Origin of the sequence: Kribbella sp. NPDC051952 (genome assembly GCF_040680855.1) — a bacterium.
GTDB lineage: Bacteria > Actinomycetota > Actinomycetes > Propionibacteriales > Kribbellaceae > Kribbella.
Window position 1 is genome coordinate 170809 of record NZ_JBFAXQ010000001.1, and the last position, 21155, is coordinate 191963.

The 21155-nt window shown below is 68.5% G+C and carries 18 protein-coding genes; 8 read left to right on the plus strand and 10 right to left on the minus strand.

What is annotated here, in order from left to right; all coding sequences use genetic code 11:
• The first annotated feature begins 99 nt into the window (after positions 1-99).
• Positions 100-999, plus strand: a complete 900-nt coding sequence (locus tag AB0L70_RS00810) for a LysR family transcriptional regulator (protein WP_363678472.1) — start codon at positions 100-102, stop codon at positions 997-999.
• Position 1000: 1 nt separating this feature from the next.
• On the opposite strand, the gene AB0L70_RS00815 is transcribed toward AB0L70_RS00810, so the two are convergent.
• Positions 1001-1756: a hypothetical protein gene (locus tag AB0L70_RS00815; protein ID WP_363678474.1), complete on the minus strand. Its 756-nt coding sequence runs from the start codon at positions 1754-1756 to the stop codon at positions 1001-1003.
• Between the two features lie 110 nt (positions 1757-1866).
• Positions 1867-2634, minus strand: a complete 768-nt coding sequence (locus AB0L70_RS00820) for an SDR family oxidoreductase (RefSeq protein WP_363678476.1) — start codon at positions 2632-2634, stop codon at positions 1867-1869.
• Positions 2635-2687: 53 nt separating this feature from the next.
• Between AB0L70_RS00820 and AB0L70_RS00825 the strand changes: the two genes are divergently transcribed.
• Positions 2688-3329, plus strand: a complete 642-nt coding sequence (locus AB0L70_RS00825) for a pyrimidine 5'-nucleotidase (RefSeq protein ID WP_363678478.1) — start codon at positions 2688-2690, stop codon at positions 3327-3329.
• Positions 3330-3373: 44 nt separating this feature from the next.
• On the opposite strand, the gene AB0L70_RS00830 is transcribed toward AB0L70_RS00825, so the two are convergent.
• Complete coding sequence (locus AB0L70_RS00830; RefSeq protein WP_363678480.1) at positions 3374-7558, minus strand: S8 family serine peptidase; 4185 nt, start codon at positions 7556-7558, stop codon at positions 3374-3376.
• Between the two features lie 169 nt (positions 7559-7727).
• On the opposite strand from AB0L70_RS00830, the gene AB0L70_RS00835 reads away from it, so the two are divergent.
• The 3 genes from AB0L70_RS00835 to AB0L70_RS00845 all read left to right on the plus strand — a co-directional run bounded on the left by AB0L70_RS00835 (position 7728) and on the right by AB0L70_RS00845 (position 11578).
• Complete coding sequence (locus tag AB0L70_RS00835; protein WP_363678482.1) at positions 7728-8717, plus strand: helix-turn-helix domain-containing protein; 990 nt, start codon at positions 7728-7730, stop codon at positions 8715-8717.
• Between the two features lie 108 nt (positions 8718-8825).
• Complete coding sequence (locus AB0L70_RS00840; protein WP_363678484.1) at positions 8826-9530, plus strand: FCD domain-containing protein; 705 nt, start codon at positions 8826-8828, stop codon at positions 9528-9530.
• An 89-nt stretch (positions 9531-9619) separates the two neighbouring features.
• Complete coding sequence (locus AB0L70_RS00845) at positions 9620-11578, plus strand: glycosyl hydrolase family 28-related protein (protein ID WP_363678486.1); 1959 nt, start codon at positions 9620-9622, stop codon at positions 11576-11578.
• Here AB0L70_RS00845 and AB0L70_RS00850 read toward each other — a convergent pair.
• Complete coding sequence (locus tag AB0L70_RS00850) at positions 11575-13113, minus strand: MFS transporter (RefSeq protein ID WP_363678488.1); 1539 nt, start codon at positions 13111-13113, stop codon at positions 11575-11577. The two genes, AB0L70_RS00845 and AB0L70_RS00850, sit on opposite strands and share 4 nt — an antisense overlap.
• A gap of 111 nt (positions 13114-13224) precedes the next feature.
• Between AB0L70_RS00850 and AB0L70_RS00855 the strand changes: the two genes are divergently transcribed.
• Positions 13225-13656, plus strand: a complete 432-nt coding sequence (locus tag AB0L70_RS00855; RefSeq protein ID WP_363678490.1) for a MarR family transcriptional regulator — start codon at positions 13225-13227, stop codon at positions 13654-13656.
• Positions 13657-13666: 10 nt separating this feature from the next.
• Positions 13667-14818, plus strand: coding sequence for a pyridoxal phosphate-dependent aminotransferase (locus AB0L70_RS00860; RefSeq protein ID WP_363678492.1), 1152 nt, complete (start codon positions 13667-13669; stop codon positions 14816-14818).
• A gap of 126 nt (positions 14819-14944) precedes the next feature.
• Here AB0L70_RS00860 and AB0L70_RS00865 read toward each other — a convergent pair whose 3' ends face one another.
• The 4 genes from AB0L70_RS00865 to AB0L70_RS00880 all read right to left on the minus strand — a co-directional run bounded on the left by AB0L70_RS00865 (position 14945) and on the right by AB0L70_RS00880 (position 17225).
• Positions 14945-15550 (minus strand): hypothetical protein, encoded by a 606-nt coding sequence (locus AB0L70_RS00865; RefSeq protein WP_363678494.1) that lies wholly within the window; start codon positions 15548-15550, stop codon positions 14945-14947.
• Positions 15551-15638: 88 nt separating this feature from the next.
• The gene (locus AB0L70_RS00870) at positions 15639-15989 is read right to left on the minus strand and encodes an ArsC/Spx/MgsR family protein (RefSeq protein WP_363678496.1); all 351 of its coding nucleotides are present in this window, start codon (positions 15987-15989) and stop codon (positions 15639-15641) included.
• 11 nt (positions 15990-16000) lie between these two features.
• A complete protein-coding gene (locus AB0L70_RS00875) occupies positions 16001-16555 on the minus strand; it encodes a hypothetical protein (protein ID WP_363678498.1) in 555 nt (184 codons plus the stop codon).
• A gap of 67 nt (positions 16556-16622) precedes the next feature.
• Positions 16623-17225 (minus strand): hypothetical protein, encoded by a 603-nt coding sequence (locus AB0L70_RS00880; protein WP_363678500.1) that lies wholly within the window; start codon positions 17223-17225, stop codon positions 16623-16625.
• 75 nt (positions 17226-17300) lie between these two features.
• On the opposite strand from AB0L70_RS00880, the gene AB0L70_RS00885 reads away from it, so the two are divergent.
• The gene (locus AB0L70_RS00885) at positions 17301-17861 is read left to right on the plus strand and encodes a dihydrofolate reductase family protein (protein ID WP_363678502.1); all 561 of its coding nucleotides are present in this window, start codon (positions 17301-17303) and stop codon (positions 17859-17861) included.
• A gap of 45 nt (positions 17862-17906) precedes the next feature.
• Here the strand turns inward: AB0L70_RS00885 and clpB are convergent, their stop codons facing one another.
• Positions 17907-20489: an ATP-dependent chaperone ClpB gene (gene clpB, locus AB0L70_RS00890; RefSeq protein ID WP_363678504.1), complete on the minus strand. Its 2583-nt coding sequence runs from the start codon at positions 20487-20489 to the stop codon at positions 17907-17909.
• 100 nt (positions 20490-20589) lie between these two features.
• Positions 20590-21105, minus strand: a complete 516-nt coding sequence (locus AB0L70_RS00895) for a carbonic anhydrase (protein ID WP_363678506.1) — start codon at positions 21103-21105, stop codon at positions 20590-20592.
• Positions 21106-21155 lie beyond the last annotated feature (50 nt).

A 21155-nucleotide genomic window follows, 5' to 3' on the forward strand; every position in this document is an offset into this window, starting at 1 on the left:
CGGCGCCTGCCCCGCCGCTGCCTGCCCCGCCGCTGCGTGCCCCGCTGACACTGGTCTCGGCTGCAGAAGGTCCGGACGGGCTGTGCGAAGCTGAGGTCCGTGATCGAGGTACGACGCCTACGGGTGTTGCGCGCGCTTGCTGACCACGGGACTGTGACCGCGGCCGCCGAGGTGCTGCATCTGACGCCCTCGGCGGTCTCGCAGCAACTGGCCGCACTGGAATCCGAAGTCGGTCAGGAGCTGCTCGAACGCCGCGGCCGCCGGGTCGTGATCACCTCGGCCGGCCGCCTGCTCCTCGCCCACACCGACACCATCCTGGCCGAGGTCGAACGCGCCGAGGACGCGATGCGGCTGCACGCGAACGGCACCACCGGCGAGGTCCGGGTCACCGCCTTCGCGACCGCGATCAGCCTGCTCGTGGCTCCGACGCTGACCCGCCTCCGCGAGACCAGCCCCGGCCTCGACCTCGTCGTTCGCGACGCCGAAGGACACCAAGGCATCACCCAACTGCTCGACGGCGACGCCGACATCGCGATCGCCGTCGAGCACCGCGGCTCACCCCGCGCCGACGACCAGCGCCTGGTCCGAATCCCCTTGTACGCCGAGCCTTTCGTGGCGGTCCTGCCGCCGTCACACCCGGCTGCGGGACAGGACACTGTCGAGCTCTCGCTGCTCGCCGGGGACGACTGGGTGATGACCGCCCCCGGCAACCCGATCCGGGACGTCGTACTGCTGGCGTGCGAGCAGGCCGGTTTTCAGCCGCGCGTCGTCCATCAGTCCGACGACTTCCGGGCCGTCGCCGCTCTGGTCGCGGCCGGCGGAGGCGTCTCGCTCGTCCCACGCCTCGCCGTACCGACGCCCACTCTTGCGGTGATCCGGCCGCTCCCTGAGCCGGTGCCGACCCGGCGCGTGTACGCCGCCGTACGCCGCAGCCGGGCCGACCATCCGTTGCTCACGGCAACTCTCGGCGTGCTGACCGAGGTTGCCGAGAAGCTCTGACTCAGCCCAGGTGGCCGGCGGCGGTACGGGCCAGCGCCTCGAAGTGAGCGGGGGCCACGCCCTTGCCCATCTCGCGGAAGGCGAGGACCGAGACCACGTTGCCCTGGCGGGTCACGGCATACGGGAAGCCGCCGTCCTCACTCCCCGGGTCGCTCGGCAGCGGGTAGTCGTACCAGCGCAGGATCGTAGTGACGTTGCCGAGGGCAAGCGTGCGGTTCTCGGTCAGCTTGCGGGCGTGCGTCGGCGCGGGATCGAGCGCCTTGCAGGACTTGATCGTCGCCACGATCTTCTCGTACGCCGCCTTCGCCGCGGCCGGGCTCTCGTACCGGGTCAGGAACTGGCCGCCGGAGGCATCCAGGTCGGTCGTGAAGTTCCGGGCCAGGCTCCCCTTGACGCCGTTCCCCCGCGTCGACGCGGACCCACAGATCGGGTCGCTGCCGGCGTTCGTCACCACCCAGCCCCGCTTCGGATCCGCCGTTGCGACGTCCTTCCCGGTGAGCAGCATCCCACTGCTGAGCCGCGCCTCCGGCTGCTGCGACGGTGTCGCGGACGGCTTCGGCGTCTTCTCCACCACCGGCACCCCTCGCTCCGGCGTCTCCGCGGCCGTCGGCGTCGCACTCGGCCCGCCGGTCGTGCCCGTCGTACTCGTGCTCGTGGTCGATCCCACCGACGGCGAGCCACCGTCCGTTTGGTTGCCGCAGGCCACCAAACCCAGCCCGACCACTACCAGTCCCGCTGCGGCAGTGAAACGCCGCATCCCCCGTCCGTACATGGCTTTCCAACCCTTTCGCGACGCCTCGTTGAGTGAGGAGCTTGATCTGTGCTCCGTTGGACGCACCATCCAGCGGGTTGGTTGGCTGCGGAAATTCAGACCCGACGGCGGCCGTCCAGACCGACGGTGGACACACGGGCGATCAGAGCGCGCGGGATGTAGCGGGTGGCCGCGACGATGAGCTTGTAGCGGAGGCTGGGAATCGAGATCGCCTTCCCCTGCATCAGGTCCTTCCAGGCGGCGTCGACCAGCTCCGTCGCATCCAGCCACATGAACGACGGGATGATCGTCTTGTCCATCCCCATCCGCTCGTGGAACTCGGTCCGCACGAAGCCCGGGCACAACGCCATCACCGCGACACCTCGCGAATGCAGCTCGATCGCCAGCCCGGCGGTGAAGTTCGTGACCCAGGACTTGTGCGCGCTGTAGCTCCCCCGCTGCAGGAACCCGGCCACGGATGACACATTGATCACCGCGCCGGACCCCCGCTCGATCATCGGGAGTACGGCGGCATGCGTGAGCCGCAGTACGACGCGAACCAGCAGGTCGAACTGGTTCTCCTCGACGTCGATCGGGTTCGCCCAGAACGGCTTCTTCTGCCCGAAGCCGGCGTTGTTCACCAGCACCTCGATCGGCCCGGCCTGGAACCGCGCCTCCACCCTGGCCAGGTCGTCGGCATCGGTCAGGTCCGCGGCAAGCACCTCACACGCGACGCCGTGCAGGCGGGTCAGCTCGGTCGCGACCTCCTTGAGCCGCGTCTCGTCCCGCGACACCAGCACCAGGTCGTACCCTTCCAGCGCCAGCTTGTCCGCGAACGCCCGGCCGATCCCGGTCGTCGGCCCGGTAATGAGGGCAGTCGCCACGTCTCCAGTCCTCCCGTAGATGCCGCCACCCAGTCTGTCACTACTCTGGTCTGGTGCTGGCGGACATCGACACCTGGATCCTGGATCTCGACAACACGCTCTACCCCGCCGACTCGGCGCTGGCCGCGCAACTCACGCACGGCATCGTCTCGACGATCGCCGAGTACTACGGCACCGACGTCCCCGGTGCCCGGCAGATCCAGGCCGAGCTGGTGGCGCAGTACGGCACCTCGCTGCGGGGAGCCATGGTCACCGGCACGATCGACCCGCACGACTTCCTCAGCTTCGAGCGCCGGATCGACTACTCGGTGATCAGCCCGGACCCGGCGCTCGCCGTTGCGCTCACTGCGTTGCCGGGTCGCAGGTACGTCTACACGAACGGGTCGGCGTACCACGCCGAACAGGCGCTCCGGCAGCTTGGCCTGAGCGCCTGCTTCGACGGCGTCTTCGACATCCTCGCCGGTGATCTGATTCCGAAGCCCTACCCGGAGAGCCTGGACGCGTTCCTGAAGCTCTTCGACGTGGAGCCCGGCCGAGCGGCGATGTTCGACGACCTCGCCGTCAACCTCGAGCTGCCGCGGGCCCGAGGGATGGCGACGATCCTGGTCGACGGGACAGGGACGCCGTACGAACAGCTTGACGAGCGGCACTGGCGGGTGCGGGATCTGAAGGGCTTCCTGCACCTACTGCGGTGACGGCCCGGCCGGTCCCGGCACGCCCCCGGGACCGGCCGGACATCTCAGGTGACCGGCAGGCGGTATACGCCGCCGCCGGCGGTTCCGGCGTACAACCAGCGTCCGTCGGGTGACGTGGTGACGCTTTCGACGTCGAGGTTCGGCAGACCGTCGGAGATGTTCTGCCAGCTCCTGCCGCCGTCGCGGCTGGTCAGCACGCCCCGGCCGCCGACCGGCAAGCCGGCCGAATCGCTGTCCGCACCGGCTGCGGCGTAGAGCTTGCCGTTGGAGGCGAACGTCAGTGCGGTGATGTTCAACCGGAACCCGGAGGTCGCGGCAGCCCGGACGGTCCGGCCTCCGTCGCGGCTCTCGAACAACCCGTTGCCGCCCATGACCAGGTGGTCGGGATTCTTCGGGTCGCGCGCGATCACCGACACCGGCGTACTGGACACCCGGCTGATCGTCCGGCCGCCGTTGTCCGATCGGTACAGCCCTTGCGATCCACCGAGCAAGATCTGCTCCGGGTTGTGCGGGTCCGCGACGATCGTGGTGACGTCGACGGGCAGGTTGTTCTTCCGCCAGGTCTTCCCGCCGTCCCGGCTGACCACCACGCCCGGCCCGAGCAGGTCGACGATCGCGGCGTAGATGTAGTTGCGGTTCACCGGGTCGACGACGAGCTGATAGACGTACGCGTCGGTCTGCACGCCCAACTCCGTCTTCCAGGTCACGCCACCGTCGGTCGACTCGTCGATGGACGGACGGCTTTGCGCGTTCGCGACGGCCCGGAACATCCGATGCGCGTCCGCCGGATCGGTCGTCACTGCCGTGACCCGGTTGCCGAGGAGGCCGTCGGCACCGTTGGAGCCCCAGTCCCGGTCGGCCGGACCTGGTACGCGCTGCACCGGCAACGCGTGCTCGAAGGTAGAGAACGTCGTACCTGCGACCAGCGTGGCCTGGCCCGACTGGTCCTTTCCGACCGCGAGCGCGTGTACGTCGGCGGCCGTGAGACCGACCCGCTCGTACGTCGCACCATTGTCGTCGGTGACGAACACGCCGTTGCTCGCGGCGGAGATCACCAACCGACCGGCCTGCGGCGACGAGATGCGGTACACATCACCCGCCACCGGCACGGGGATCGTCGACCACTCGTTCACGCCCGGCCGATCGACGAAGATCTCCGACTCGGTCGAGGCGTACAGGTCGCCGTTCACTACATCCAGTGCCCGGAAGGTCTCGCCCACCGGCGCGGTCTTACTGGGTTGCCAGGTGACACCCTGGTCGTGCGAGACGTACAGCGCGTCCGGGGTGCTGAGCACCAACCGATTGCTGTCGCCGGCCACCTCCTCCACGAACTGGTCGCTGACGGTCGAGGTGAACAGCTTCCGGGCCGGCTCCGGCGTACCGTCGATGTTCCTGATCACGTACAGGACGCGGGCGACGCCGAAGTACAGGTCATGGCCGATCAGCCGGACCTGCTGGAGGTCGTCACCGGGCACCGGGTAGCTGTTCCAGGTCTGCCCCTTGTCGGTGCTCACGTGGATGGCGTTGTCGAAGCCCGGTACGACGAGGATCCGCCCGGTCGGGTCGATCGAGAGATCCCGTGGGCTCACGTCCGGGAACGGCATCGTCGTCCAGGTCTCGCCGGCGTCGTGACTGACCAGGAGCTTGCCCTGGTACGTCGGGTCCGGCTCGCCCTCGACCGCGAGGTACACGGTGCCCGGCTGGGTCGGATCGGCCGCGAGACCCATGTTCGTACCGCCGCCGATCGGCAGGTTCCGCAGTTCGTGCCAGGTCTTGCCGGAGTCGTCGGTCCGGAAGATGCCAGGCCGCGGCGACCGGTCCGGCAGCGCGTACATCCGGCCCGGCTTCGAGTCGTAGGCGACCGTCGTCGCACCCTCACTGGTCGGGCCGACCGACTGCCAGCCGTCCGCCCCCGATCCGTGCGAAGGCGCAAGCTGCTCGTACGTCGCCACCCCGTCGAGTCGGGCGCCCGAAGTCGTCCGGGCGACCGCCGCGATCGAGTAGGCACCGGCAGGTCCGGTCGGCACGGTGTACTTCCACCAGCCCGGCTGGTCCAAGGTCGCCGTACCGATGACCGGGCGGTGGGATCCCGGCTTGGTCACCGACACCTGCGGCGGCGCGGCCAGGCCGGCCTCGGAGTGGACGAAGATCGTGGAGCCGGCGATGGCCGGATCCGGGTTGGCGTGCAGGACGAGCGGCCGGACGGCGAGCGACCACGGCACGGTGAGGTCCGCGGACCCGTCGGTCTTGGCCCGCAGCCAGCCACTGAGGTCGGCGGCACCGGCCGGGCGGGCACCGGTCACCGTCACCCGGACGGTCACCTTCTGGCCCTTTCCGAGCCTTGCGCTGCGGGGAGACACGTCGACCTTCACCGCCGTGCCGGTCGCCGGCGTGGCGTCCAGACGAACGGTCCGCGTCGACGACGAGACGTTGGTCAACGTGACCGTGGTCGTGCCGTCGAGCGTGTGACTACCCAGGTCAGCGACACCGAGGTTCAGCGATCGGCGGTCGGGCAGCACCGACAACTTGTCGGACGCAGCTACGTCGAGACGGCCGGCTCCCTGAACGTCGGCGTCGTACCCGCTCAGTACGTGGGCGCCACCGGTGAGGGCGGCCATGATCTGGCCGACGGTCCAGTCCGGGTGTGCTTGTTTCAGCAGCGCGGCGGCACCGGCGACGTGCGGTGCGGCCATGCTGGTGCCGCTGTCGTCGGCGTACTGACCGCCGGGCCAGGTTGAACGGATCTCGACACCCGGTGCGACCAGGTCGGGCTTGATCGCGAAGCTCCCGGACACCGGGCCCTGGGCGCTGAACGACGCGATCTGGTCAGTGGCGTCCGTACCGCCAATGTGGATCCGCACCGGTCCCGCGGTCATCCACTGCTGGAGGTCCGAGGCTTCAGTCCCGTTGATCAGGACCGCGACCGCCGAACTCTTGCCGGGGTCTTGTGCCCTACCGGCAGCGAAGGCGGGAACCAGTAGGTGGCCGCCACCGCCCGTGTAGTAGTTGGGGGTTCGGAACAGTACGGCCTTCGCGCCGTGCTGTTCGGCCGTCGCCAGGATCTGTCCGTACTGCTGGCTGTTGTAGGCCACGATGACGGCCTTGCCGGTGGCATCGATCGTGTCGTAGGCGCTCGGATCGCCGCTCTTCGCGTCGACGACCTCGAGGTCCTCACCGTGGGCCGGCGGGTTCGCGGACAAGAACGTCCGCTCGGCGTTCAGCACCCGCCGGACCGGCGTGGTGACGGTGACCGTCGGCAGGTCGACGCCGGTGATGCTCGCGCCGACCGCGAGAACGTCGGGTGCCTCGGCCGGCGAGCCGACCGTCCCCGCTCCCGGGCCGTTGTTCCCGGCGGCGGCGACCACGACCACACCGTCGTGGACCGCGGCCTCGGTCGCCGCTTCGAGCGGGTCGTTCTGCTCCGGGTCACCACTCAGGCTCAGGTTCACGACGTCCGCACGGTAGGGGTTGTCCGGAGCGACCGCGGCCTCGAGCCCGGCGATGATCTTCGACTCCGGACCCTCGCCCTGGTCGTTCAGCACCTTGTACGCCGCCAGTCGCGCGGCCGGGGCGACACCGGTCCGCCCGTCCGGGCTGGTGCTGCTGCCGGCGATGATGCCGGCGACATGGGTGCCGTGTCCGTTGTCGTCCATCGGGTCGTCGTCGCCGTTGACGAAGTCGTACCCGGCAACGACTTTGTGTCCGCGCCCGAACCCGGCACCGAGGTCCGGATGGTTGTAGTCGATCCCGGTGTCGAGCACCGCGATCGTGCGGCCGGCACCGGTGACCGCCGTACCCTTGCTGTCTTTCGTCTGCCAGACCTGGGGTGCGTTGATCTGGGTCAGAGCGGCGTCGCCGCTGGAGTGCAACTGGCGGTCCGGAGACACCGCGAGTACGCCGGGCAGGGTCCGGAGCCGGGCCGCACCGGCCGCGTCTGTGGTGACTGCGTAACCGTTGAACAGCTGATTGAACTCGTGGGTGACGGTGGCCTGGATCCCCGCTGCTGCGAGGTTCTGGCGGAACGCGGCGTGCGCGGCCGCTTGTGGCTGGACCGCGGTTCCGGCGGTCAGAGTCGGGGCGCCGGCAAGCTGGACGATCACCTGGGTGGTGGCCGGTGCCGGAGTAGTCAGTGGGGTGGCGAGAGCTGGGCGGGCGGCGGCGAGGACCAGGGCGAGTGGCATCGCCAGTGCCACCGCCCCTCGCGCAGCACGATGCGGTACAGAAACCATGGGGGCACTCCCGATAGCAGGGCGAAATCGATCGGTGACGAATGCAGTCTGCGCAGGATGGCGAGCCGGCAGCCAGCGAATCGGGAGGCACGAAACAGTCATTGGCCTTCTCCGGCCATTGACCGAAATCGGCTGCGCCACGGCGGATTCCGCGCGTACGCTCGCCAGGATGTCCAGTCAGGAGAGCGACGACGCCGGCAAGCTCGCCGTCCTCGGCGTCTCCGCGATGGACGAGCGGCTGTACCGGTTGTTGCTCAACGCACCGAGTTCGACCTTGACCGAGTTGATCGCCGGGACGGACATCGGTGCGGCCCGGGCCAGGCTCGCCGTACGGCGGCTCGAGCGCTTCGGACTGATCAACCGGCGGCCCGGCACACCGGCCCGCTACCTGCCCGCGCCACCGGATGTCGCCGTCGGAGCTCTGATCGCCCAGCACCATGACGAACTGGAGCGAGCCAGGCTGACCGCGGAGTGCCTCGTCGACGACTTCCACCGCGGCACCCGCTACGAACACGCCTCGCAGGTCGTCGAGCTGATCGAGGGCCGCGCCGCCGTCAACCAGCGCGCCGTCCAGTTGATGCAGAGCGCCGAGCAGGAGGTGCTCATCCTCGACAAGCCGCCGTACGTCGGGGCCCAGGACAACCCGGATGAGATGGCCGCACTGGCTCGCGGCGTGCGTTGGCGGGCGATCTACTCCACCGAGTCGCTGACCGAGCCAGGACAACTGGCCGCGGTGACGGCCTTCCGCGACGCCGGGGAACAGGCCCGGCTGTCGCCGCTGGTGCCGACAAAGCTCGCGATCGTGGACCGCCGGCTGGCGCTGCTGCCGTTGAACAGCGACGGTCCCGCCGAGAGCGGGGTGCTGGTGCATCCGAGCTCGATGCTCTCGCTGATGATCACGTACTTCGAGAGTGTGTGGGAGCGCAGCATCCTGTTCGACCAGCACCTGCACGGCGGCCAGGCGCCGGCCCGGTCGGAACAGCAGGTGCTGCAGCTGTTGTCGGCCGGGCTCAAGGACGAGGCGATCGCCCGCCAGCTCGGCATCAGCCTCCGGACCACGCGCCGGTGGATCGCCCAGGTGATGGCGACCCGGGGCGTCACAACCCGGTTCCAGCTCGGACTCGTGATCGCCGGGGAGCTGGGCGGCGTCACTCCCTGACCTCTGACGACTTCTGGCAGCCAAGCGTCGGCTTGGTGGCTTCGGTCAGAATGTGACCGCAAGTGGTCTGAGGACTTACGCTGCAAGCCCAGATCGAGGAGGTGGCGAGTGGCAGCTACGGACAAGGCGTTGGCAGGCCTGCGTCAGATGATCGCGTCCGGTGAGCTCGGGCCGGGAGCCAAGTTCCCGCCGGAGCCCGAGCTGTGCGATCACCTCGGCGTGTCCCGCAGTTCGTTGCGCGAGGCGGCCCGCTCGCTGGCCGCGCTCGGCGTGATCGAGTCGCGGCACGGATCCGGTACGTACGTCTCCGCACTGGATCCCGCGGAGATCATCAGCCGGTTCTCGCTGTCGGTCCAGCTCATCCCGCTCGAAGGCGTCCTCCAGTTGCTCGAGGTCCGCCGCGTGCTCGAGTCCCACGCCACCGCCGCGGCCGCCGCCCGCCAGGACCCGGACCTCGAGTCCCGGCTGAGCGACATCCTCGACCGTCTCGAAGCGACCGAGGACGCGAGCGAGATCCAGAACCTCGACGCCGAGTTCCACGACACGATCTGTACGGCGGGTGGCAATCCGACCGTCACCGCGCTGACCGGCGTGATCCGTGGCCGGGGCGGCCACTACCGCATCTTCGAACCCGGCGCCGACTTCGACGCGATCAAGCAGACCAGCGACCGCGGCCACCGCGCGATCCTCGCCGCCATCGCCAACCGCGACCCGGCCGCCGCCTCCACCGCAGCCTCGGCCCACATCGCCCAAACCGAACTCTGGCTCCGCGCCCTCCGCCCCGAGCCGCAGCCAACCCCACCGGCTGACTGAGAGAATATTTCTTTCAACTGTCGAGATCTTGCGTAAGGTTGGTCGGGACCATAACCTCCAGGCAGCTTCGTCTGGGAGGGGATCCGCCAATGTCCCGATCGCGTCGGCGCTTGACCGCGCTTGCACTCACGACTGCCGTTCTCGGCTCACTGCTCACGTCGCAGGCTGCGGCCACCAGGCCTGCGCCGCGCATCACCCGCGCCGGCCTGGATCCGGCGCTGGTCGCCGGGCGAGGTGCGGAGGTGCCGTTCGTCGAGCAGGAGGCGGAGAACGCCTACTTCACCGGCGAGAAGATCGGGCCCGGCCGGGAGGCCTACACGTTGCCGGCCGAGGCTTCCGGGCGGACCGCCGTACGGCTGCAGGCCAAGCAGTACGTCGAATTCACGCTGACCAAGCCGGCCAACGCGTTGACGCTTCGCTACAGCATTCCGGACGCGCCGGGCGGTGGTGGGATCACGGCACCGTTGGAGGTGAGCGTCAACGGGAAGTCGAAGCGGACGATGACGCTGACGTCGCAGTACGCCTGGCTGTACGGGATGTATCCGTTCTCCAACGACCCGAACGTCGACCCGATCCCGGGCTGGTGGAAGCCAGAACCGGACCCGGTCGCGAAGCCGTTCCGGCCGAACCACTTCTACGACGAACAGCGCGTGCTGCTGGACCGGACGTACCGGGCCGGCGATCACGTCCGGTTCGCCGTACCCCGCAACTCTTCGGCTGCTTGGTATGTCCTCGACGTCGCCGACTTCGAGCTGGTGAAGGCTCCGCTGCGGCAACCCGCTCGATCCCTCGACGTGCGGCTGTTCGGCGCTGATCCCAGCGGTCGGCACGACGCCGCGCCGGCCATCGAGCGGACGATCGCCGCCGCCAAGCGGATCGGCTGGTCGGTGTTCATCCCGGCGGGGACCTACCAGGTCAACCGGCACATCGTCGTTGACAAGGTCACCATCCGCGGCGCCGGCAACTGGTGGACGATCATCAAGGGCAAGGTCCTGCCGCTGGCCCAGCCGGCACCGGACAAGTCCGTCCACAGCGCGCCCGGGTTCTACGGCAAGTACGCCGATGCCGGCGGCAGCACCCAGGTTCACCTGGCCGACTTCGCGCTCGAGAGCGACGTTCGGGAACGGATCGACACCGATCAGGTGAACGGGATCGGCGGCGCGATCGGCGGCGGCTCGACGATCGAGAACCTCTACCTGCACCACACCAAGGTCGGTATCTGGCTGGACGGCCCGATGGACGGTCTGCTGATCCGCAACAACGTCATCACCGACGCGATCGCCGACGGGATGAACCTGCATCTCGGCGTCTCGAACGTCCGCGCCACCGACAACTTCGTCCGCAACAGCGGCGACGACGGCCTCGCGATGTGGTCGGAGTCGAACCCTTCCGGCTTGGTCAACCACAACAACGTCTACGACCACAACACCGTGCAGACGCCCGTACTCGCGAACAACATCGCGATCTACGGCGGCCGGGACAACGCGGTCACCGACAACCTCGTCGCCGACCCGATCCGCGAAGGCAGCACGCTGCACGCCGGGTCGCGGTTCAACGCGACGCCGTTCGAGGGGACGCTGACCTTCGCCCGCAACACCACGGTCCGTGGCGGTCCGCGGGATCTCAACTGGGACATCGGGCTCGGCGCGATCTGGCTGTACGCGTTGCAGTCGACGATGGCCGGGACGATCGAGATCACGGACAGTTCGTTCCTGGACTCGACGTACAACGCGATGATGTTCGTGGTCGACTGGCCGGTGAAGGACGACTACGGGATCACGAACGTTGCCGTGCGCAACATCAAGGTCGACGGGACCGGGACCAACGTGGTCAACGCACGGGTCGGCGGCTGGGCCACGTTCGAGAACGTGGACGCGCGCAACGTCGGGGCTCCGTTCGTCAACAACTGCGGGACGTTCCACTTCGAAGGGCCGCCGGAGTTCGACGTACGCCTACTGGCCGGCAACGACGGCGGCTGGACCGGCGCGACGTGGTGCGAGGACCGCCCTGCCGTCGTACCACCGCCGCCGCCGTCCCCCTGGAGCTAGACCTCGACCATGGTCGGCGCTTTCTCCTGGACCGTCGCGATCCGGTGGCTGCCCCGGAACGCCAGGATCAGGACGATCGCGCCGACCAGCACGATGGCCGCGCCGACCAGGGCCGCGACGTGCATCGCGTGGATGAAGGCGTCGTTCGCGGCCTGCACCAGGTTCGGCCGGTTGAGCGTGCCGGCCACGTGCCGGGTCGCCTCGGCCGAGGTGCCGGCGGCCTGTGCGTTCGGCAGGCCGGCGAGCGTGGGCTCGATCCGGTGCTGGTACGTCGACGACACGATCGTGCCCAGGATGGCGACACCGAGAACGCTGCCGACCTGACGGAGGGTGTTGTTGACCGCTGACCCGGCTCCCATCCGGTCGAGCGGCAGGGCTGCCATCACGGCGGCCGTGGTCGGAGCGGTGGTCATGCCGATGGACAGTCCGACCACCTCGCCGACGACGCCGATCCACAGCAGCGGGGTGTTGACGTCGTACAACAGGTTCAGGGCGGAGCACGCGGCGAGTACGACGACCGCCGTACCCGAGATCCTGGCCACGCCGAATCGGGCCGCGAGCCGGGCGCCCAGCTGCGAGCCGATGATCACGCCGGTTGCTGCGGGCAACGACATCAGGCCGGCGGACAGAGCGCTCATCCCGCGTGCACCTTGCAGGTAGAAGGCGAGGTAGAAGCTCTGGCCGGTGAGCAGCAGGAAGACGACCGCGAGGGTGAAGTTGCCGGCCGCGAAGCGGCGGTTGCGGAACAGCCGCGGGTCGAAGCTCGGCTGCTTCTCCCGCCACTCGGAGAGGATGAAACCGGCCAGCAGGACGAGTCCGGCGGCGATGCTGCCCCACACCTGCCAGCGGTTCCAGCCACCTTGGTGGCCGCCTTCGATCAGTCCGTACGAGAGACCGAGCAGGCCGAGCGTGGACAGGCCGAGGCCGAGCGGGTCGAGCCGGCGACGCTGCGGGCTGCGCGGGTTCGGCAGCACCATCGCGGCGCCGATCAGGCCGAACGCGACGATCGGCAGGTTGATGGTGAAGACGGAACCCCACCAGAAGTGGTCGAGCAGCAAGCCGCCCAGTACCGGTCCGACCGCGACGCCGACACCGGCCGACGATCCCCAGACCGCGATCGCGGCGGCCCGGCGCTCCGGCGGGAACGTCCAGCCGATGATCGCCATCGACGGCGGCATGATCAGCGCGCCACCGAGGCCCATGGTCGCGCGGGCCAGGATCAGTGCGACCGGGTCACCGGCCCAGGCAGCCCAGGCTGATGAGGCGCCGAAGATCAGCAGGCCGAGCATGAGGATGGTCCGGTGCCCGAAGCGGTCACCGAGGGCACCGGCGAGGAACAGAGCGGTCGCGAACAGCAGCGAATAGATGCCGACGGCCCATTGCAGCTGGCCGGGCGTGGCGCCGAGGCCCTCGACCGGGTCGGCGAGGCGCTCGAGGGCGATGCCGAGGACGGTCGAGTCGATCCAGATCAGGACGGCCGACACGACCAGGACGGCGAGGATGCGGCGTTGCCGCGGGGGGTCGATCGAGGACACGAAATCTCCTATAATTGTCAGGACCCTGACGAGGTTTCGATCATCCTCGATTGACAGGAACCTGTCAATCTCCTTTTCGCGTCCTTCCACGGGCCGGGCAGAATGGGCAACATGGACCCCTACCAGGACGACGGCTGCGTGACCTTTCTCGTCCGTCACGCCTGGCTGAGCATGCGCTCGGCCCTCGCGGTGGCGCTCGACGAGCACGGACTGTCGGTGCAGCAGTACGGGACGCTGCTCTGCGTCCGGAAGGAGCCAGGACTGACCATCGCCGACGTCGGCCGGGTGGTCGGGACGACACGGCAGTCGGCGAACGAACTGATCGCCGGGATGGAGCGGGCCGGACTGGTCGAACGCCGACCGAACCCGAAGGACCGCCGTACGCAGCAGGTCCACCTCACCGAGGCCGGCGCGGGCAAACTCGCCGAGGCGGCACCGGCGATCCGCAAGCTCGAGGACGAGCTCGAGGCCGCGTTCAGCACCGCGGACCGCAGCACGGCCCGCAACTGGCTCACTCACATGGTGGAGACCGCCGAGGGTTAAGGTCGAACGCATGCGCGCACACGCTGAGCGGTTGACCGGCCTCGGTACGACGATCTTCGCTGAGATGTCCGCCCTCGCGGCCGCGACCGGCTCGGTCAACCTCGGCCAGGGGTTCCCCGACACCGACGGGCCGGACTCGCTGCTCGAGGACGCGATCGCGGCGATCCGGGCCGGCGCCAATCAGTACGCACCGGCTCGCGGCGTACCGTCGTTGCGGCAGGCGATCGTCGATCACCAGCAGCGGTTCTACGGGCTTCCTTACGATCCCGATACGCAGGTCCTGGTCACGACCGGCGCCACCGAGGCGGTCGCCGCCGCCCTGCTCGCTTTCGTCGAGCCGGGTGATGAGGTGATCGCGCTCGAGCCGTACTACGACTCGTACGCGGCCGGCATCGCCTTCGCCGGCGGGCGGCGGGTCCCGGTCACGTTGCGGGCACCTTCCTATCGTCTCGATCTGGACGAGTTGCGCGCGGCCGTGACACCTCGGACCAAGGTCCTGCTGATCAACTCGCCGCACAACCCCACGGGCACGGTCCTCACCGACGAGGAGCTGCGCGGCGTCTGCGCGGTTGCTGTCGAGCACGACCTGGTCGTCATCACCGACGAGGTCTACGAGCACCTCTTGTACGACGGACTCGAGCACCGGCCGTTGGCGTCGTACGACGGAATGGCCGAGCGGACGGTGTCGATCAGCAGTGCGGGCAAGACGTTCGCGGTCACCGGGTGGAAGATCGGGTGGGTCACCGGGAGCCCGGCGGTGGTGACTGCGGTGACGACGGCCAAGCAGTTCCTCACCTTCACCTCCGGTGCGCCGTTCCAGCCGGCCGTCGCGCATGCACTTGCTCTAGGCAACGACTACTTCGACGGCCTCCGCGCCGACCTGCAGTCCCGCCGCGACCTCCTCTGCGACGGCCTGGCCGCCCTGGGCTTCGAGGTCCACCGCCCGCAAGGCACCTACTTCGTCACCACCGACATCCGCCCCCTCGGCCACACCGACGGGATCGAGTTCTGCCGCATGCTCCCCGAACGCACCGGCGTAGTAGCCATCCCCCACCAGGTCTTCTACGACAACCAGTCCCACGGCCGCCCCCTCGTCCGCTGGGCCTTCTGCAAACAACCCACAATCCTCCAAGAAGCCCTAACCCGCCTCCAAAAACTCTGAAGCACTGTGGATTGGTGAGACATCGGTCGTCTCTTGTGGCAAACTTGAGGCAGCTCGCCAGGTGCTGCTTGGTGAGAAGTGAAGCTGGGATCCCCACCGGAGGATGGGACCCAGCTTTCGCGCTTTCTAGCGGACATTCACCTCATGCTCGGTCAGGATCTCCGACATCGCGAGCAACCACCGGGGTTCACCAAGTCTCGCGGCAGTGGCAGCACCCGCGACGGCATCGGGGATCCACAGCATCGGTTCGTCTCTCGGGCGCGCGAAACCGACTTTGAAACCGCGGGGAATGATGCCCTTGTCCCGCGCGTAGTCGACGAGACGCAGATCGCGCCGGTCGGGTGTCGCGGTGCGCGACTCCAGGCAGACCTCAGTCACGCCGATCAGCGCCAACTCGTAGTACAGCCGCTCGAGGCAGCAGCGCCGGGCTCGCTCCTGCTTCGAACGATGGACGGGCGATCCTGCGGTGATGATCGCCGACAGATCGAGCCGGGCAATCGCTGCCGCGATGCGATCCCGGCGCTTGCTGGACTCGTCGACCCAATGCAACCGACCGCCTCTGGTCAGAGTGAGGCCGCGCATGATGTCCCGCATCCCGCTCACTGCGGCTGTCTCGGTGATCGCGGCGGCGACGGTGTAAGTGCCGGCCGGTTGCCGAGGCCCCGCAACGATCACCGACTCGTCGACCCAGGCGGACAACGTGAACTCGCCGGGGAGGGTGGAATCAAACACCCGAAGGATTGTCCTGGAAATCGCCGCATCGCCGCTGGGTCTGTCCACAGGTTTGGTGGGGCAGGTTGGGGCAGGGCGGGGCAGATTGTTAGTCGAGGAAGGGGGCGAGGGAATCTGGGTCTCGGACGAGGGCTGTGGATTGATCGTCGGCGGTGAGGATAGGGCGTTGGATCAGGATGGGGTGGGCGATCATGGCGGCGATCCAGTCGGGGCGGTGGAGGTCGTCTCGGGGGAGGGACTGGAGGGTTTGGGCTTCCGGTTCGTTGTGGCGGACCAGGTGCCAGGGGTCGAGGTCCAGGCGGGTCAGGACGGCGGCCAGCTCTTCCGCGGTGGGCGGGTCGTCCAGGTAGCGGCGGACGGTGTAGGTGACGCCGGCCTCGTCCAAGGCCTTCGTGGCGGCTTGGCATTTGGAGCAGGCGGGGTTGATCCAGATCTCCACGGAAGGGTCCTTCAGCGGTGTTGGAACCAGAGTTTGGTGGGGGGTTGGAACATGAGGACCAGGAGGGTTACGTGGATGGCCAGGCCGAGGATGCCGGCGGGGAGGGACATGACGCCGCCTAGGACGCCCATGACTGCGACCCCGATGAGGACGTAGCGGGACCAGGCTCGGCGTTTGCGGAGGTAGAGGCCTGGGAGGGCGTAGAGGAGGGCGCAGAAGAGCGCGGCGGCCACCGCGGCGGGCTGGTTGTCTTTCGAGCCGGTGAGGACCTCGGAGATCTGCTCACCGGCGGACGTCAGCGCCAGGGCGGCCAGGAGAACGCACAGTGCACCCAGGCCGAGCGAGATGATCGTCGCGATGGTGACCTGCTTCGGCGGGTCCTGCTGATGGCTGTACGAGCCGGCGCCGTAGACACCGCCGTACGCTCCCGGGGCATCGCCGTACGCGCTCGGTCGGTCGCTGTACGGCGTAACACTCGGCGGCTGTGGCCCATTGGCGGAGCCGAAGACGCCGCGGTACGGGCCGGGCCTGTCCTCGGTCGAGTCGTCGCCGTGCTGCTCGGTCATGCGGTGAAGTGTTCCTTCCAGCTGCCCCTGCCCCCGATCCTCCCAGATCGACCAAACCTCGCCGGGTTCACGCTCCGATGACGGTGATGTCGAGATGCGGAAACACCAGGTAGGGCTGGAGGTCGGCAGCGGTCAACGGAGTGTCGCCCGTGCTGAAGCGCACTGTCGTGCCGGTGGTGCCGTCCGGGGCGATGGCCTCGAGGTCGGTGACCGGGATGCCGTGTTCGTAGCGTTGGGTCCAGGCGCCGTCGAGTCGGCGGTTGGTGTGCGTGAGCTGCGCACTGAGCGCGGCGACCACAGACATGCCGCGGCGTGGGTGACCGTCGGGGAGCAACGGCGCGGACGGGTCCCGGAAGAACCGCAGGTCCTCGGTCGCCATGACCGGCTTCTTCACCACGTTGCCGTCCTCGTCGACCCGGGTGTCGGTGCCACGACCGTTGTCAGCGATCGAGATCGATCCGTCCGGGTGGAACGTGATCGTGCAACTCCCCCGCCGACCGGCGGCCTCGGCCTCGTCCTCCGGGTGCGCGATGACCTCCAGAACGAGATGGAGTACGCCGCCAGGTGCGTAGACGTCGGCGTGATCACGGATGTGCCGCAGATGGGCGTGGTCGACCGAACCGGCCCAGTCGTGCGTGGTGTTGGCCCATCCCGCGCGTGGTTTCGTCACTGCCCTATTCTCCCCGATTCCTTTCGGGTGTGCAGCCGGTCTACAGGTAGTCAGTGCAGATTCTGGAGGGCCAACATGCGCAAGATCATCGCGTCGACGTTGATGACACTCGACGGTGTGGTGGAGGACCCGGGCGGCTTCGGCGGTACGCCGTTCGGCGGGTGGGCGTCGGCGTACTTCGATGCGGATGCGGTCGAGCGGTCGATCGAGAAGTTGTCGGGGTGCGACTACTTTCTCTGTGGGCGGCGTACGTACGAGATGTTCGCCGCGGCGTGGGGTGACGCGGAGGGACCGTACGCGGATCGGCTCCGGAGCCTTCCGAAGCTGGTGGCTTCCACCAGCCTCACCAACGACCTCACCTGGAACGCCTCGCTGCTCGAAGGCGACGCAGTGACCGAGCTGAAGCGGATCAAGCAGGAGCCGGGCGGCGACATCATGATGTACGGCAACCCGACCCTCCTGCGGACCCTGCTGGAGAACGGTCTCGTCGATCAACTCGACATCAGCCTGCATCCGCTGGTCCTCGGCACGGGCGCCAAGCTCTTCCCGGCCGGCACACCGCGGACCGAGCTGACCCTCGTCAGCCAAACGACCGTCCCCACCGGCGTCACGATCCTCACCTACCGCCCGGCCTGACAAAGCCGACAGCCGGGCCGCACGAGGCGACCCGGCTGTTGGGGATCAATTCCTGGCGACGTCCAGCGCGTCCTTGGACTCGTTGAGCGTCACGTTGACGGTGTCGCCGTCGCGGACCGACCCGTCCAGCAGGCCCCGGGCCAGCTCGTCCCCGATCGCGGACTGCACCAGGCGGCGGAGCGGACGAGCGCCGTACACCGGGTCGTACCCGGTCATCGCGAGCCACTCCATCGCGCCTTCGTCGACGTTCAGCGTGATGCGGCGGTCCGTGAGGCGCCGCTGCAGGGCCTCGATCTGGAGGGCGACGATCTTGGTCAGCTCCTCGCTCCCCAGCGCGTCGAACAGCACGATCTCGTCGAGCCGGTTGATGAACTCCGGCTTGAACGACTGCCGTACGACGGCCATCACCTGGTCACGCTTGACCTTGTCGTCGATCGACAGGTCCGCGAGGTACGCCGACCCCAGGTTGCTGGTCAGGATCAGGATCACATTGCGGAAGTCGACCGTACGACCCTGGCCGTCGGTCAGGCGACCGTCGTCCAGCACCTGCAGCAGGATGTCGAAGACCTCGGGATGCGCCTTCTCCACCTCGTCGAGCAGGATCACCGAGTACGGACGGCGACGGACAGCCTCGGTGAGCTGGCCACCCTCCTCGTACCCGACGTAGCCGGGCGGGGCGCCGACGAGCCGCGCGACGCTGTGCTTCTCGCCGTACTCCGACATGTCGATCCGGACCATCGCCCGCTCGTCGTCGAAGAGGAAGTCCGCGAGCGCCTTGGCCAGCTCGGTCTTACCCACACCGGTCGGACCGAGGAACAGGAACGAACCAGTCGGCCGATCCGGATCCGAGATCCCTGCCCGAGCACGGCGTACGGCGTCACTGACAGCCTTGACCGCCTCGCGCTGACCGATCAGGCGATGACCCAGCTCGTCCTCCATCCGGAGCAGCTTGCCGGTCTCGCCCTCGAGCAGCCGGCCGGTCGGGATGCCGGTCCACATCGCGATCACCTCGGCGATCTCGGTCGGCCCGACCTCCTCGTTGACCATCGCGTCCGGGCCGTCGGCGAGCTCGGGCTCCTCCGACGCCTCGTCCAGCTCCTTGGTCAGCTCGGGGATCTCGCCGTACAGGATCCGGGAAGCGGTCTCGAAGTCGCCGTCGCGCTGGGCCCGCTCGGCCTGGCCGCGGAGCTCGTCGATGCGCTCCTTGACCTCGCCGATGCGGTTCAGGCCGGACTTCTCCTTCTCCCAGCGGGCCTCGAGCGCGCGCAGCTCCTCCTCGCGGTCGGCGAGGTCTGCGCGCAGCCGCTCCAACCGCTCCTGGCTGGACGCGTCCTCCTCGCGCGACAGCGCGAGCTCCTCCATCTTCAGCCGGTCGACGGTACGCCGGAGCGAGTCGATCTCGACCGGGGACGAGTCGATCTCCATCCGCAGCCGGGACGCGGCCTCGTCGACCAGGTCGATCGCCTTGTCGGGCAGCTGCCGGCCGGAGATGTAGCGGTGCGACAGCGTGGCTGCCGCGACCAGAGCGGAGTCGGAGATCGCGACCTTGTGGTGCGCCTCGTAGCGCTCCTTCAGGCCACGCAGGATCGCGATCGAGTCCTCGACCGACGGCTCACCGACGAACACCTGCTGGAAGCGACGCTCCAGCGCGGGGTCCTTCTCGATCCGGGTCCGGTACTCGTCCAGCGTGGTGGCCCCGATCATCCGGAGCTCACCCCGGGCCAGCATCGGCTTCAGCATGTTGCCGGCGTCCATCGCGCCCTCGCCGGACGCACCGGCGCCGACGACGGTGTGCAGCTCGTCGATGAACGTGATGACCTGACCGTCGGACTCCTTGATCTCGGTCAGCACGGCCTTCAGCCGCTCCTCGAACTCACCGCGGTACTTCGCGCCGGCGACCATCGCGCCGAGGTCGAGGCTGATCAGCCGGCGGCCACGCAGCGACTCGGGCACGTCACCGGCCACGATCCGCTGGGCCAGCCCCTCGACGACGGCGGTCTTGCCGACGCCGGGCTCACCGATCAGGACCGGGTTGTTCTTGGTACGCCGGGACAGCACCTGGACCACCCTGCGGATCTCGGAGTCACGGCCGATCACCGGGTCGAGCTTGCCGTCCCGGGCCCGCTCGGTCAGGTCGACGCCGTACTTCTCCAAGGTCTTGGTGGTGCCCTCTGCCTCCGGGGAGGTGATCCGGCGGTTGCCGCGCATCTGGTCGAACGCCTGCAGCAGCGCATCCGGCGTCACGCCGAGCGCGGTCTTCGCGGTGCCCTCGACGGTGGCGAGCGCGATCACGAGGTGCTCGGTCGAGACGTACTCGTCCCCGAGACCCAGCGCCCGCTGCTCCGCCTGGTTCAGCACGTCACTCGTCTTCGGTGACAGGCTCGGCGCCTGCACGCTGCCACCGCTCGCCTTCGGCAACCGGCTCAGCTGCTCGGCGGTCTTCCGGCGTACGGCGTCGAGGTCTGCGCCGGCGGCCTCGAGCAGACCGATCGTCGCCCCCTCCGGCTGCGCCAGCAGCGCGGACAACAGATGAATGGGCTCCACGGTCGGGTTGCCCGCCGCGGAGGTCTGACGGATCGCGACCGACAGGGTTTCCCGGGCCAGCGTCGTCAACCGCTGAACGTCCATCTAGTTCCAGCCTTTCAAGCTCACGTAACTACTGTCACTAGACACAACTTATCCAAACTTGAGTCCATTCCACTCAACTCTGAGAAATCTCCGGGAAAACTCAGGGTTGTGGGGTGACGAGACCGGTCGCCAGGTCGTACACGTGACCGGTAACGCTCACCTTGGGTGACACCAGCGGTGAATTGCGTAGCCGATCGACGTCGACCCGCACGGTGACCTGCGGATCCGCGACCACCGAGGCCTCCAGCGCCGCCTCGGAGAGACCGGTCGCGGCCGCAGTCCGCTGCCGGAAGTCCGGGTCCGCGAGCAGGCCGGTCCCGCACTGCGTGTGGTGAATCACAGCGACCTCGAACAGCGTGTCCGCCCCACCACTCCACTGCTCGGCCAGGAATGCGAGGAAGGCGACGTCGTTGATCACGGCCGGCGTCACCCGCCCACCCGCATTGCGGATCACCGGAGCGTCACCGAGCTCAAGCCCGAGCACCCGAGCGGGATCAACCCGGTGGTCGAGGCAGGTCACCACTACAACCGGCACCGCCGGCAGGCCGAGCGTCGTCGGTGAGTAGGTCAGAGCGAATTTCTCATTGCGGTCGAGCAAGGGCGTCAAGCGAGTCATGGCTACTCCTTCGAAATCATGTGGACACTGTCCACAATAACAACAATGTG

Coding starts and splice junctions, on each gene's coding strand:
- AB0L70_RS00845 (WP_363678486.1), top strand. CDS start 9,620: ATGTCCCGATCGCGTCGGCGCTTGACCGCGCTTGCACTCACGACTGCC.
- AB0L70_RS00815 (WP_363678474.1), bottom strand. CDS start 1,756: ATGCGGCGTTTCACTGCCGCAGCGGGACTGGTAGTGGTCGGGCTGGGT.
- AB0L70_RS00835 (WP_363678482.1), top strand. CDS start 7,728: ATGTCCAGTCAGGAGAGCGACGACGCCGGCAAGCTCGCCGTCCTCGGC.
- AB0L70_RS00860 (WP_363678492.1), top strand. CDS start 13,667: ATGCGCGCACACGCTGAGCGGTTGACCGGCCTCGGTACGACGATCTTC.
- clpB (WP_363678504.1), bottom strand. CDS start 20,489: ATGGACGTTCAGCGGTTGACGACGCTGGCCCGGGAAACCCTGTCGGTC.
- AB0L70_RS00855 (WP_363678490.1), top strand. CDS start 13,225: ATGGACCCCTACCAGGACGACGGCTGCGTGACCTTTCTCGTCCGTCAC.
- AB0L70_RS00875 (WP_363678498.1), bottom strand. CDS start 16,555: ATGACCGAGCAGCACGGCGACGACTCGACCGAGGACAGGCCCGGCCCG.
- AB0L70_RS00885 (WP_363678502.1), top strand. CDS start 17,301: ATGCGCAAGATCATCGCGTCGACGTTGATGACACTCGACGGTGTGGTG.
- AB0L70_RS00830 (WP_363678480.1), bottom strand. CDS start 7,558: ATGGTTTCTGTACCGCATCGTGCTGCGCGAGGGGCGGTGGCACTGGCG.
- AB0L70_RS00895 (WP_363678506.1), bottom strand. CDS start 21,105: ATGACTCGCTTGACGCCCTTGCTCGACCGCAATGAGAAATTCGCTCTG.